Annotated in this window: 12 protein-coding genes; 3 read left to right on the forward strand and 9 right to left on the reverse strand. The window is 32.5% G+C overall.

Features of this window, described 5'->3' with window-relative positions; translation table 11 throughout:
- Positions 1–95: 95 nt before the first annotated feature.
- From N456_RS20700 to N456_RS20710, 3 genes are read right to left on the reverse strand one after another with little or no spacing between them, the layout of a single operon-like run.
- Positions 96–653, reverse strand: coding sequence for an HD domain-containing protein (locus N456_RS20700; RefSeq protein ID WP_062061496.1), 558 nt, complete (start codon positions 651–653; stop codon positions 96–98).
- Complete coding sequence (locus N456_RS20705; protein ID WP_062061500.1) at positions 640–1,887, reverse strand: DUF5690 family protein; 1,248 nt, start codon at positions 1,885–1,887, stop codon at positions 640–642. The genes N456_RS20700 and N456_RS20705 overlap by 14 nt, the downstream gene beginning before the upstream one ends.
- Entirely contained in the window at positions 1,887–2,957 is a 1,071-nt protein-coding gene (locus N456_RS20710; RefSeq protein ID WP_148639396.1) for a TauD/TfdA family dioxygenase, read from the reverse strand. Before N456_RS20710 ends, N456_RS20705 begins: the two co-directional genes overlap by 1 nt.
- A gap of 275 nt (positions 2,958–3,232) precedes the next feature.
- Here N456_RS20710 and N456_RS20715 point away from each other — a divergent pair, with 275 nt between their 5' ends.
- The 3 genes from N456_RS20715 to N456_RS20725 all read left to right on the forward strand — a co-directional run bounded on the left by N456_RS20715 (position 3,233) and on the right by N456_RS20725 (position 8,223).
- Positions 3,233–5,632, forward strand: coding sequence for a heavy metal translocating P-type ATPase (locus tag N456_RS20715; RefSeq protein WP_062061506.1), 2,400 nt, complete (start codon positions 3,233–3,235; stop codon positions 5,630–5,632).
- On the forward strand, positions 5,629–6,237 hold the full coding sequence (pdxH, locus tag N456_RS20720) for a pyridoxamine 5'-phosphate oxidase (RefSeq protein ID WP_062061509.1): 609 nt from the start codon (positions 5,629–5,631) through the stop codon (positions 6,235–6,237). The genes N456_RS20715 and pdxH overlap by 4 nt, the downstream gene beginning before the upstream one ends.
- 165 nt (positions 6,238–6,402) lie before the next feature.
- Positions 6,403–8,223, forward strand: a complete 1,821-nt coding sequence (locus N456_RS20725) for a hypothetical protein (protein WP_240315571.1) — start codon at positions 6,403–6,405, stop codon at positions 8,221–8,223.
- Positions 8,224–9,001: 778 nt separating this feature from the next.
- Here N456_RS20725 and N456_RS20730 read toward each other — a convergent pair.
- The 6 genes from N456_RS20730 to N456_RS20755 form a co-directional block, all read right to left on the reverse strand.
- Positions 9,002–9,391: a hypothetical protein gene (locus N456_RS20730; protein ID WP_062061515.1), complete on the reverse strand. Its 390-nt coding sequence runs from the start codon at positions 9,389–9,391 to the stop codon at positions 9,002–9,004.
- Between the two features lie 14 nt (positions 9,392–9,405).
- Positions 9,406–9,786 (reverse strand): hypothetical protein, encoded by a 381-nt coding sequence (locus tag N456_RS20735; RefSeq protein ID WP_062061518.1) that lies wholly within the window; start codon positions 9,784–9,786, stop codon positions 9,406–9,408.
- 151 nt (positions 9,787–9,937) lie between these two features.
- Positions 9,938–10,309: a hypothetical protein gene (locus N456_RS20740; protein WP_062061521.1), complete on the reverse strand. Its 372-nt coding sequence runs from the start codon at positions 10,307–10,309 to the stop codon at positions 9,938–9,940.
- A gap of 11 nt (positions 10,310–10,320) precedes the next feature.
- A complete protein-coding gene (locus tag N456_RS20745) occupies positions 10,321–11,592 on the reverse strand; it encodes a hypothetical protein (RefSeq protein ID WP_062061524.1) in 1,272 nt (423 codons plus the stop codon).
- A gap of 15 nt (positions 11,593–11,607) precedes the next feature.
- Entirely contained in the window at positions 11,608–12,003 is a 396-nt protein-coding gene (gene tssD, locus N456_RS20750; RefSeq protein WP_062060020.1) for a type VI secretion system tube protein TssD, read from the reverse strand.
- Between the two features lie 69 nt (positions 12,004–12,072).
- Positions 12,073–12,765, reverse strand: coding sequence for a hypothetical protein (locus tag N456_RS20755; RefSeq protein WP_062056070.1), 693 nt, complete (start codon positions 12,763–12,765; stop codon positions 12,073–12,075).
- Between the last annotated feature and the right edge of the window lie 381 nt (positions 12,766–13,146).

Below are 13,146 nucleotides of genomic sequence, written 5' to 3' on the forward strand. Positions count from 1 at the left end.
TACCCAAAATTAGAAAATCATTATAGTAAGAACTATGACTTATATCAGTTTCAATAGATGTAAGAGAGATCAAAAAGAAGTGGAGCTATTTGTAATTACATCAGTTTTTGGAAATACTCCAGATGACTATCGAGAACAACAAAATTTTTAATCTTTGCTTCCTCTTCTGCTTTACGAATCACTATTGACTCTAAAAAAAATAGTTCTTTTTCAAAATTAGATGCCTCTTCCTTATTCATTATACCTCCTTGGTATTCTAGTGTTTTTTTACTAGCAAAAGATAACCTATTAAAATATAATGGATCTATAAAACATAAGTATCTTTTGGATTTTACATGATTAGCAACAGGAGCAATAACTCGATTAGAAAACCCTTTTTCTTTTAGATAAATTTCTCCCCACTTATCATGTGCATCTATACCAAAATCCCCCATAGTTTTTAATTCGTCTTTTTGAAACTCTAAAGGTGTTAAATGCCCAATATCATGTAAAAACCCAGAGAGTATTAATTCTCTATCATATCCTTTTTCTTTTGCGATTAACCCAGTTTGAACACTGTGTGACAACATACTACATTGTTCTCCATATTCTATATGTCCATGTTTTTTATAGATTGAAATGATTTCCTTAGCAATAATATTATTTGAGCGCATAAAAACGTTTTTTAAAATAAAAAAAGGAAAAAAGTAAACACCCAATTCCTAGAATACTACAGATATAAATCATCTGCGTAAAATACTCATATATAGAAGTTTTAGGGTAAAACAGTTCTTTTACGAGTAAAATTAATACTGTACCTGAGTAGCTTATGGCATCTGCAACATAAATTAAAAAACCAGCATTACTTTTAAATTTAAAAAGTGATGAAATACGTTCAAAAACCATGCTTCCTAATGGGACATAGGTCATAAAAAGACCTAAACCAGATAATGTCATCCACCAAAATGGAGAAATATTTTGAGTCACTTGGTATAAAAAAGTAATGATAAGTTGAAGTAGTAATCCCAGAAACATTAAAATCTGCATGGTAGATAACGCTTTTAAATTATCCTTTATAAAAATAAATAACCCTAGTATAAATAAAATAAATATAGTTATCCAAACTTCAGTTTGTGTAAATAATGCCGCAGAATTTCCGTGCCCTAGTTTTTTCCATAATTCTGCTACAAAATTATCACGCAAATCTCTAAAGCCAGTCATTAAGAATAGTAATATGATTAAAGCAATTAGACCAGGAGCTAATTGAGAGAACATCTTTTTTCGATCGTTATCTGTCATAACGACTCTTTTATTTCTGTTTTTAATGTCCTCTTTTGTGGGAGGTGGAATTTTCTCGATACTCCAAACAGCAATAAATAATGGAATAATAAATAAAGCACCTGTATAGAAAGGCATCCAAAATTCTGAAATATTATAGTTAGTCATCAACAATTTTCCTACAGATTTTGTCATTCCTGAAGCAATAATATAGCTTGCACTTAAGATTGCAGCCAATACTTCAGTTATTGTTCTCCCCTCTAAATAAGAAAAAACTAATCCCCAAATCATTCCAAGTGGCATTCCATTAAGTACTAAAAAAATAGATTTATACTGTTGCGGAACTATCGCAAAGCCTAATAAAGCTAGCTCAGCAAATAAAATGAAACCAATAATATATGTAGCTCTATTTTTAAAGCCCGTACCAGAAATAAATTTAATTCCTATAAACTTACTTAATGTATACCCAATCACTTGAGCAATAACTAAAACTACTTTAAAACTTATCCCTAATAGTTGTAACCCCTCAAAAGTAGCTGCTGTAAATGGTTTTCTAAAGGCATACATACAGAAATAAATAATAAAAGCTGATAAACCTATATGTAAAACAAGCCGTACTTTAGTACTCATTATACATCTTGTTCTAAGATATTTATTTTACTATATAAAGCATCTTTATCGGTATAACAACCCTGTAAATGACGTTCTCCATGTAAGCTATATGATGTTCTGCCATGTAAAATTCGTTCATTGTCATAAATAATTAAATCAGAAGGATTTAGTTTAAACTGCAATTGATTGTCTCTATTTTGAAGTTGGTTTTCAAAATATTGGTATGCTTTATAATAGGTTAGCATGATATCATCACTAAAATTAAAAGGCTGAATAGATCGATTATTAAATTTTATTTTTTCTATGTTTTTTTGAAGATCTAACTGAATAATTGGAGCTTCATTTTTAAGCCAATGCTCACTGCTCTTAAACTCAAATTGTACTAAATAACGACTCAGTACCTCAAAATACTCAGGATAGTTTTCTCTTAGTTTTGTAGCTACATTAAATCCATCTATCAAAATAGTTTCTCCTCCTGTAGTATCCGATTTTAAACAATGCAATAATTGAATTGTAGGTGTTGGATTTCTATATGGATTGTCAGTATGTGGAGGTAAACCTAATTGTGTATCCGCTAAATTTTCTGGATCATTTTTAGCAATTACATCATAGTATTTTCCGTAATTGGTTTCTCTTACGTAGCCAAAAAGAGCAACTACTTCCAATAATTTTTTGGTTTCGGTAGGAACATTAGTTATTTGAGTGAAGCCATATTCTCTTATGTTTTTAAGACATTCTAAGAGTATTTTTTGATCAGAAATTATAGTTTGATAATCAAAAATAGAATATTCCGACAACTGACTCCATAGAGTAGTTTTATATTCTTTTTTAGAAAGCATATTCTTTAAATAAGAATAAGAATACTCTACAGTACCATTGTCCCATTCAATCCACAAAGAATTTTCAGTAGTCTTAATTGATTTAGGTCTACTCTCTAGATCAATAGTTATAGACTCGGTGAGTTTTTGCCCATTTTTATGGCGGTTTTTAGGGGTATTATCCCTTAACCAAGCATAAAAAAAAGTATCAGAAGTATTATCCGTTAACCAATTAATAATTATTCTATCGTCTTTTTCTAGTACTTGCATCTTTTTTATTTTGAACACTTGGTAAATTTATATCTTGAAAAAATAGTAAAGAGGTTAATTTTATTATTAAAACGTTAATTAATTGATGTAAAACAGTAGTTTAAGTATTTCTTAAATGCCTTGTGTAGTTTTGTTTTCTGATTTTTTTTTCAAAAAAACCAATATATAGCGCTGATTTATAGTCAGGTATTGATAAACTGTGTCGATTACAGAAGTATGATATTTATCATAGAATATTCAGTAGAGGTTTTTAAAATTTGCAACAAATAAATTCTATGTCAGAGTCTACTTGTTTTCACTGTGGGAATGATTGCAATAAGACAGTAATCAAATTTGATCAAAAAATATTCTGTTGTAATGGATGCAAAACGGTGTATGATATTTTTTCTTCTAATGATCTATCCTGTTATTATGATTTACAATCAGCTCCTGGAGCCATTCCTGAAGAAGTCATAGGAAAATATGATTACCTAGATACTCCTGCCATTGCTAAAAAATTAATAGAATTTAGCGATGGAAATACCGAAATCATTACACTATATATCCCTCATATGCATTGTAGTTCTTGTATTTGGATATTAGAAAACCTACATAAGCTTCAACCAGCAATTACAGCATCTCAGGTTAATTTCCCTAAGAAAACAGTTCGTATAACGTTTAATAATGATCGTATTTCGCTTAAGATGCTAGTTGTTTTACTAAACTCTATCGGTTATGAACCTTATATCAGTTTGGATGACTATACTACAGGAGAGAGGCAAGTAAATCGAAGTTTGATTTATAAACTTGGGATTGCTGGTTTTGCTTTCGGAAATGTAATGTTTTTATCGTTCCCTGAATATTTTGAAGTGTCAGAATATTGGTTAGAGCAATATAAATTTGTTTTTCGGTGGTTGATGTTTGCATTTTCACTACCTGTTGTATTTTATGCTGCTCAGGACTATTTTATTTCGGCTTATAAAGGATTACGATCTAGAATATTAAATATTGATGTACCCATTGCACTTGGGATTTTAGTACTTTTTATAAGGAGTACTGTAGAGATTATTTTTGATTGGGGGACCGGTTTTTTTGATAGCCTTACAGGATTAGTATTCTTTCTGTTATTAGGAAAATTTTTTCAACAAAAAACCTATTCCTTTTTATCTTTTGAGAGAGATTATAAGTCCTATTTTCCTATTGCAGTAACCAAACTTACTGATACATCTAATATAAAAAAAGAAGAAGAAAGCATACAAGTATATGATATTAAGAAAGGAGATCGATTATTGATCAGAAACGGAGAGTTAATTCCTGTAGATGCTATTCTGATTAATGGTAATGCACAAATTGATTATAGTTTTGTAACAGGAGAAAGTAAATCAGTTGCTAAACAATCCGGCGATACTCTTTTTGCAGGAGGGAGACAACTTTATGGAGCCATAGAAATTGAAGTTTTAAAATCAGTAGAACAAAGCTATCTTACACAATTATGGAGCAATGATGTATTTAATAGAGATAAATCAGCTTCGTTTACTAATCTGACGGATACAATTAGTAAATATTTTACTATCACAATTTTATGTATAGCAGTAATTGCAACTACTTTTTGGTTGTTCGTAGACTCATCAAAAGCCGCACAAGTATTTACAGCAGTACTGATTATAGCATGCCCTTGCGCACTAGCATTAGCAAGACCTTTTGCATTGGGTAATATCCTTCGTCTCTTCGGAAAAACCAAGTTTTATTTAAAAAATGCAGATGTTATCGAGCGATTAGCCCTATCAGATACAATGATTTTTGATAAAACAGGAACAATTACTTCTATGCAAACAAATGAAGTGGTATATGAAGGAATGAAACTAACAGTAGCAGAAGAAGCACTACTTAAGAATACATTAAGATCATCGAATCATCCACTTAGTAGAGCACTATATAATATACTAGCAGCGCATGATATTTTAACATTAGACGAGTATGAGGAGTATATAGGAAAAGGGATTAAAGGCAGGTTAGAAGATGATACTATTAAAATAGGTTCGGCAAGCTTTATAGGAAAGAATACAGAGTCTAAGACTAAAAACACAACCGTTCATATCAGTACTAATAAGCATTATAAGGGACGTTACGTGTTTCATAACCAGTATAGAAAAGGAGTTGAAAAAGTTTTTAGGCAATTGTATAAGAATTATAAACTAGCAATTTTATCAGGTGATAATGAAGGAGAAAAAGAATATTTAGAAAAACTACTCCCAGAAAATACGTCACTATTATTTGATCAAAAACCAGACGATAAATTAAATTATATCAAATCATTACAACAGCAAAATCGAGATGTTGTAATGGTTGGTGATGGATTAAATGATGCAGGAGCTTTGGCACAAAGTAATGTAGGAATAGCTGTTTCAGAAAATGTAAATGTATTTTCTCCAGCATGTGATGCTATTTTGGATGCTTCAAAATTTGATATGATATCATCTTACCTCGATGTATCTAAAAAAGCAATTACAATTATTAAATCAAGTTTTGCACTATCGTTTATGTATAATATTATAGGATTATATTTTGCCGTTACAGGGCAACTATCACCTGTGATAGCAGCAATATTAATGCCTCTGAGTTCTATCTCTATTGTTGTATATGTTACAGTGCTTACAAACTGGTCTGGAAAAAAAATAATATCAAAACAAGCATGAGTACTTCTGATGATCATAACCCAATTGAACATTTCCAACAATGGTTTTATGAAGTTGATAAAGCCCATCCCGAGGATGAAGTAAATGCAATGCTACTTTCCACCATCGGGGTAGATGGTTCTCCCAAAGGTAGAATTGTATTATTAAAACGTTTTACTTGGGAGGGTTTTATCTTTTTTACCAACTACAATAGTGAAAAAGGACGAGCAATTACAACTAATAATAAGGTTTCTATCATCTTTAATTGGACAACAGCAAAACGACAAGTATATATATCCGGAAAAGCAGAAAAGATTGATAGAAATATATCCGAAGGATATTTTGAATCTCGCCCAGAAGGAAGTAAGCTAAGTGCTTGGGCATCTCACCAGAGCGAGATAGTTTCTTCTCGAAAAATATTAGATAATCGTCTAAGATACTATGAAACTAAATACCAAAATCAAACGATACCAATGCCTGATTATTGGGGAGGATATCTAGTTAGACCTAATAGGATGGAATTTATAGAGCAAGATTCATTAGCAGGATTTAGCCATGTTACCATATACGAACTCCAGTTAAAAAACTATAATTGGTCTAAAAAAATGAAGTATTTATACATGTAATTCTTCTTTGATAAGAACCAAAATAAAACAGATTATGATATTTATCATATTTTAATGAATCTGCAATGCTTTTTTTTACCAAAATAAATCTATTACTACTACGAATAAACATCTAGTTTTTAGATTTTTTATAGAAGTCTAAAAAACTAAATAATATATATTAAGATGAAAGCACATACATTTCATATTCCTGTTATGGGAATAGGTTTTACTATCGATACGGCACTAAAAGTCTCGCACCTAGGAATTGATTCTGTAATTTCATTAGTTGATGATATACTATTAGAAAAACTAAGGAAAGTATATAGTGCTAAATTTCAGGTTGCTTATACCGAGATTACCGAAAACATAGAAGACTTTAGAGCCAAAAGAATAACCTCATATCTAAATTTGATCAATAGCATCGCAGAACAAAAATTTGAAGCACTAAAAGATATTGCTAAAGGATACAGTAGAGATTTAAAACAAGACATTGATATATTGCCTGATGCCTCTGAGTTAAAACAAGAGTTCCAACGTTTACTATCCAATAATTTTAATATAAGCGAAATCAAAAACTGGATAGAAAATAACTTATCAAGAGGTAGTATTGATGTTAATATCATGACCAAAGTTGATAAAGAAAACTATAAAGACAAAGAAAAACTACCATCCATCTATAATGATGCACACGCCGCATTAAGAGGGTATGCCAATAGCGATTTATGCTCGTCCTTAATCTTATCAGCAGGCATGAATCCTAGACTATATAGCTATATAGAACAATTCGAAGACTTTTACCCAGACTTAGAAGGACACATAAAAAAGAAAATTGTTTTAAAGGTTAGTGACTACAGATCTGCTTTAATACAAGGCAAATTTTTAGCCAAAAAAGGGATATGGGTATCAGAATACAGAATAGAATCAGGGCTTAATTGTGGGGGACATGCCTTTGCAACAGATGGTTTTTTGATAGGTCCCATTTTAGCTCAATTTAGAGATCATAAAAAAGAATTAATAGCATCCATTCATACAATTCTGAGTACAGCATTAGTAGCCAAAAACCGTCCTGTACCTCAATCTCCATTACCTATAAAAATAACAGCACAGGGAGGAGTAGGAAATGCAGAAGAGCATCAGTTTTTATTAAACCATTATCAAGTTGATTCTGTAGGCTGGGGAACCCCTTTTCTCTTAGTTCCAGAAGCAACTACAGTAGATAATGATACTCTAGAGAAACTAGTAATAGCAGAAGAAAAAGACCTATACCTAAGTGATATATCACCTTTAGGGATTCCATTTAATAGTCTAAAAGGAAATACCAAAGATGCAGAGAAGCAACTATTGATTGATAAAGGGAGACCCGGAAGCTCTTGCCCTAAAAAATATGTAGCTTTAAATAAAGAACATACAGAAAAAGGAATATGTACAGCATCCCGACAATATCAGCATCTACAGATTACTCAATTAGAGAAAGAAAACCTTTCTGAAGAAGAATATAAAAAAAAGTATCATAAAATTATAGAAAAATCCTGTACCTGTGTAGGTCTAGGAACAGCTGCATTATTAGTACATGATATCGATACTAAAACAGAGGGTAAAGGAGTATCGATTTGTCCAGGTCCTAATATGGCTTATTTTTCTAAAATAATGAGCCTGCGTGAGATCACCGATCATATTTATGGAAGAAATAATATGATCTCTCGATCAGATCGTCCTAATATGTTTATTAAAGAATTGACGATCTATATAGACTATTTAAAAAATAAACTAAACGAAATTAGTGAGTTAGAGATCGATAAAAAACAACAAAAATACTTCCTCAGATTCATAGACAATTTAAGAACAGGAGTTTCTTATTATCAAGACGTTTTTAAAGATCTGAAAGATGTTTTTAATGATTGTAAAAAACAAATACTTAAAGATTTAGATAGCAAAGAAAATGACCTAATACAGATACATCATAAGGTTGAGAAATTGTACCCCAATCCCCAAATGCCCATATAGAGCAGCATTGGCTAACTCAATAAAATATATGATAGTAAACATAGGTACAAGAATCATCAAAATAAAAAATATAATATTAAATAAGCGATCCCATATACTCCCCTCGTATTCAAAAAAAGTATCTATAGGCATTCTTCCAAACTGTTTTATAAATAAATAAGTTAATCCCTTATAGAGAGACATTGCGTATAAAGGGGTCAACATATTAACATAAAGTATTTTTTTATGATCTACATCGCTTATATATGTACATATACAACCTATCAGAGCAATCACCACTCCCCCAATAATAAACCATAAGTTGTTTTTATCTAAGTATTTTCTTAAAAATACAAATACAAAAAGAGGGGTAAGTATACATATTAAAGAAACAGAAATACGTATATCCATAAGTTTTTCTTTGTTTAAATTTAGTATAAAATTCTTGTCTAGGAAAGAAGTCTTGTCCTTCCATATTTACCTGATAGTGTACTTGTGGTTGCACAGTAGTATGATCTTGCATACGGTATAAGCGTTCTCGCATCATACCGCGTTTATGTTCTTGCTGCTGCTCTGGCTAGTTCTCCAAAATATATTATAGTAAACGTCTCGGCTATGATTAGTACGGGATTTAAAAGTACTAAACTTTCGATTAAGCACTTAGCCAAAACTTTTTATTTTGTTTTAATTTTTTCATTTTAAAGCCAAATCAAAAGATTTGGCGAACTTTATAAATAGGCACAAGCTTTGGATTAAACACCAAAACCCGTATTAATTATAGCCATTGTTAGCTGCTTTATTATTTTGAAAAGTACAGAAGTGTAGATCCCTCGAATTCCTCCGTAATTTCAACAATCATTTCAGATTCGGTAAGTTTTTTCAAAGTCATGTCCTTCAAAGCATATCCGTCATTAGTGATTTTTATCAAATACTTTTCTTTATCCAATTTATAAGTTCCGTTAAAAAAACTAAGAGCAGAGTCCGCAGCTGTACTTATTTTATTATGATATTTTCCATCTTTTGTGATAGTTAAGGTGTGTATCTGATCGGAAGTGTAACCAACACTTTCTTCTGTTTCAATCCACTTAGCATAAAGTTCAGGGAATTCAATCCTATAATCAGATTGGCATGCGTTTAGGACAATAGGAATTAAAATCAGTAGTATTATTTTAAAATTGGTCAATTTCATGTCTAAATATTTGATCAGTTTTGAGTTTTTATTGCAGCTAACATAGGAACAATAGTTATCATAATAAAATATAAAAGATTAAATAAAACATCTCGTATATTAACATGAAACTCAAAAGTAGTATCTACTGGCATCCTATCAAATAGCTTTACAAACAGGTAAATCATCCCTTTATATAACAGGGTTGCATATAGTGGGGTAAGCAAGCTTAGATATAAAATCCTTTCTTCTTCTATTTCTATACTAGTCATATAGATAGATATACCGATTAGTGCGATTATCCCTCCCCCAATGATAAACCATTGGGCGTTATTTTCTAATTGTTTTCTATAAAAGAAAAATACAGATAGAGGGATGAGTATACCTGATATGAAAATTATTGAAGTTAAATCCATACGTTTTTCTTTTTTAAAATTTAGTATACTATTGATTTCTAGGGAAGAAGTCTTGCCCCTCCATATTTACCTGATAGTGTACCTGTGGTTGTACAGCAGTATGGTCTTGCATATGGTATAAGCGTTCTCGCATCATACCGCGTTTATGTTCTCATATAAAAAGTAATAAAAGTAAAGGTACAACGGTTATTAAAAAAGTATATATAATATTAAATAAGCGATCCCAAATATTCCCTTCATGCTCAAAAAATGTATCTATAGGTAATCTATTGAATTGTTTAAAAAACAAGTAAGATATTCCTTTATATAGTAAAGCCGCATATAAAGGAACAATCATATTAATATAAAGTACTTTTTTATCTTCTATAGTACTTATATAGATAGATAGATATCCAACTATAGTTACTATCCCCCCCCCAGTGATAAACCATAAATTATTTTTATCTATATACTTTCTTAAAAATACAAAAGCAGATAGAGGAATAAGTATTGCTGATAAGTAAATAAAAGTATCTAAATCCATCGTTTTCTTTTTTAAAATTTAGTATAGTATTGATTTCTAGGGAAGAAGTCTTGCCCCTCCATATTTACCTGATAATGTACTTGTGGTTGTACAGTAGTATGATCTTGCATACGGTATAAGCGTTCTCGCATCATACTGCGTTTATGCTCTATTGGGGGTACATAGTCTATAGTAAACTCATCGGTATATTGGCTAGATGCTCCCCCCGTCGTACCAAAATTGGGACTGCCATAGGGGATTCCATTACTGTTTACTCCACTGGGGGTTCCCCAATCCCCAAATGCCCCTGTAGTCGATAAAATAAAATAACTCCCAGAGATTGCCCAACCTACAGGACCACCCCAAGCACCGATCAACGCCATAGATATATCAATACTTGCTTTTGTAATTACTTCATTTTTATTAGAGTAGTCTTTTTTATATGCATCATATCCTTCATATACACTAATCCCAACACTGATTATGGCAGCACCTCTCCCTAGGAGTTTAAGATGTTTTACACTCTTGGCAGCAGTACGTGCGCCTACACGGTGCCCACCGGCACCTATGGTATTACGCTGACTACTTAGGCTACGGTAGATCCCTTCTTTATTGCGATACCATCCTACTGCTTTATGAAGGTTTGCGCCTTTATGCCACGGGGTAAGATTGCCGATACGGGTCAGACTTAGTGCTCCGGCAGCCTTACCTGTTGTAGCAACTCCCATCTTGGTGGCATCATATAGTATGCTCTGCCAGTTGATCTCCTCATTTATCATCCTAGGGCTAAGTTCTGGATTATCTCTGATACTACCATTATAACTGATCTCCCCACCGCGCTTGTATACATTATCATCTACAAAAAAAATCTGCGTATTGGTACTGGTATCTTCTGCTTGTATGACTACAGCAAGCTTATTATTGGTGGCTTCGCTACGCTCACTAGTTATTTTTATTTTGGCATCTTTAGAGAGCTGTGTCCATCGATTGCCATCCCATACCTGATAGCCGTTATTGGCTTTTCTGATATAATCATTGGTGTCTACAGCATCTGTATTATAGGGGCGCATGCTCTGTAACTGATGCATCTGGGCTTGTTTTACACCTATATCATCATTGGCAAGGTCTATTTTATAGAGTGCTTCTGATAGGGATGTACGGGTATTATCGAGCTCTCGATGTAGTTTAATCCCAATATCAAATGCGGTGGGAGTCTTGCCAGAAAATGAGGGGCATACGGCTCTTTCTATAGCAGGGGCTAGTACTGCATCTAGCCCCTGTAGTGTTTGGTTACTTTTTCTCATCGCGATATCAGGTTTTTAGCTTTTTACAGGCCAGTTATTCGTATGAGTATGTCCTTTTATTACCATCTCTCTGGCAGTGATCTTAAGCTCTGATAGGACTCCACCCCCGACAATATTGCTCTGGTATATGTACATATCTGAGCAATAGGCATCGGTAAACTCTAGAGTAAACTTAATCCCCATACCATCAGCGCTATAGTAGATGATCTTACCACTACGGGTGGTGATATCATTACCAGCCCAGCTGATGAGTTCTTCTTCTCCATCAAAATCAATGAGAGCTACGATACTGCCAGCACGTACCTTGGCACTGGGTCTGCCATTATAATCAGTGGGTTGGTGGAAGTCAAAGGAGGATTCAATAAGACGGTATTGCTGATTGTGGATAAGTAATTCGGTTTTTGTTGCCATGGTTTAGGTTTTAAGAGTTATTATTACTAATGTGTAATTGTATGATTTATTGTATGGATCTGTATTTTTTTATTCTTCTTCATCATTGGTTGTTATACTTCTGGTACTACTAGTTACTCTGGGAGTACGATAGAGTTTTCGTTTAGCAGGGTGTTGATCGAATACATTGTCTGCTGCTGCATTTATTTTTTGTAAGATACGGTATAGCTCATTAAAGAGTTCTTTTCGTTGGTCAGTATCTACGGTACGGGTTCCTTTTTTTTGTTCTTGTTCATTATTTGCACTACGCAGGGCTTCGGATAAGGCTGCGGGTTGTTCTAATAACTGTGCAGGGATCCCTGTAGCAATAAGTGCATCTCGGTGCTGATTGATGGTAGTGGTGAGCCCTTCTGTATATTGGATCATCTTGATTTGACTTCTTCTGATTATTGCATATCTACCAACACCAAACTGTTTTTGTATTGCTTTTTGATCCGGAAAAGCATCAAGTACCCAGTAGCGTAGTTTTTTAAAATAGGCATGACAGTCATTCATAGCACGATCTACAGATTCTGTTTTTTCTTGTAATTGTGCTATATTTAATTGATCACCTCCTTCTTTATATGCTTGTGTAACTTTACTTTCTAAGAGAGTTATAAATCTCTGGTCTAGTTTAGCGTCAAAATCAGTAAATAGTTGTATATCTTCTTTAAGATAAGAAATTACAGTATCTGCCCATTCTAATACGATACCGTCTTTGATCTTGTAACTACGTTCTGCCATATGTTTGTTTGTTTTAAACCCCTATAATACTAGGGTGATTATATAAATGATATTGTTTGTTAGTAAGTATATGTTTCTACAAGATCAAATGTTACCCCATATTAGTAGTATTATTTTAAAATAATAATTAATCTATTGAAGACTCCCTCTAAACCTTTTAAAGCCTCCTTTTAAAAATCATCATCATTAAATTCTTTTTTTTCTTCCATAATATCACAAAGTTAAATGTTTATACGTGGTGACACACTTTACTGAACACTCTCAGTTAAATGTTTATACTTGGTGATATACTTTGTTAAACACTCCCGATCTATTGTATTAAACACGACCAGTAGCGATAAATACTAGTGCGGACAAGGATGATAACAAGGCGGACAATGC

The organism is Aquimarina longa SW024 (assembly GCF_001401755.1).
In the GTDB taxonomy this organism is placed as follows: domain Bacteria; phylum Bacteroidota; class Bacteroidia; order Flavobacteriales; family Flavobacteriaceae; genus Aquimarina; species Aquimarina longa.

Coding starts and splice junctions, on each gene's coding strand:
- tssD (WP_062060020.1), bottom strand. CDS start 12,003: ATGGCAACAAAAACCGAATTACTTATCCACAATCAGCAATACCGTCTT.
- N456_RS20710 (WP_148639396.1), bottom strand. CDS start 2,957: ATGCAAGTACTAGAAAAAGACGATAGAATAATTATTAATTGGTTAACG.
- N456_RS20715 (WP_062061506.1), top strand. CDS start 3,233: ATGTCAGAGTCTACTTGTTTTCACTGTGGGAATGATTGCAATAAGACA.
- N456_RS20755 (WP_062056070.1), bottom strand. CDS start 12,765: ATGGCAGAACGTAGTTACAAGATCAAAGACGGTATCGTATTAGAATGG.
- N456_RS20745 (WP_062061524.1), bottom strand. CDS start 11,592: ATGAGAAAAAGTAACCAAACACTACAGGGGCTAGATGCAGTACTAGCC.
- N456_RS20735 (WP_062061518.1), bottom strand. CDS start 9,786: ATGGATTTAACTTCAATAATTTTCATATCAGGTATACTCATCCCTCTA.
- N456_RS20725 (WP_240315571.1), top strand. CDS start 6,403: ATGAAAGCACATACATTTCATATTCCTGTTATGGGAATAGGTTTTACT.
- N456_RS20705 (WP_062061500.1), bottom strand. CDS start 1,887: ATGAGTACTAAAGTACGGCTTGTTTTACATATAGGTTTATCAGCTTTT.
- pdxH (WP_062061509.1), top strand. CDS start 5,629: ATGAGTACTTCTGATGATCATAACCCAATTGAACATTTCCAACAATGG.
- N456_RS20740 (WP_062061521.1), bottom strand. CDS start 10,309: ATGGATTTAGATACTTTTATTTACTTATCAGCAATACTTATTCCTCTA.
- N456_RS20730 (WP_062061515.1), bottom strand. CDS start 9,391: ATGAAATTGACCAATTTTAAAATAATACTACTGATTTTAATTCCTATT.
- N456_RS20700 (WP_062061496.1), bottom strand. CDS start 653: ATGCGCTCAAATAATATTATTGCTAAGGAAATCATTTCAATCTATAAA.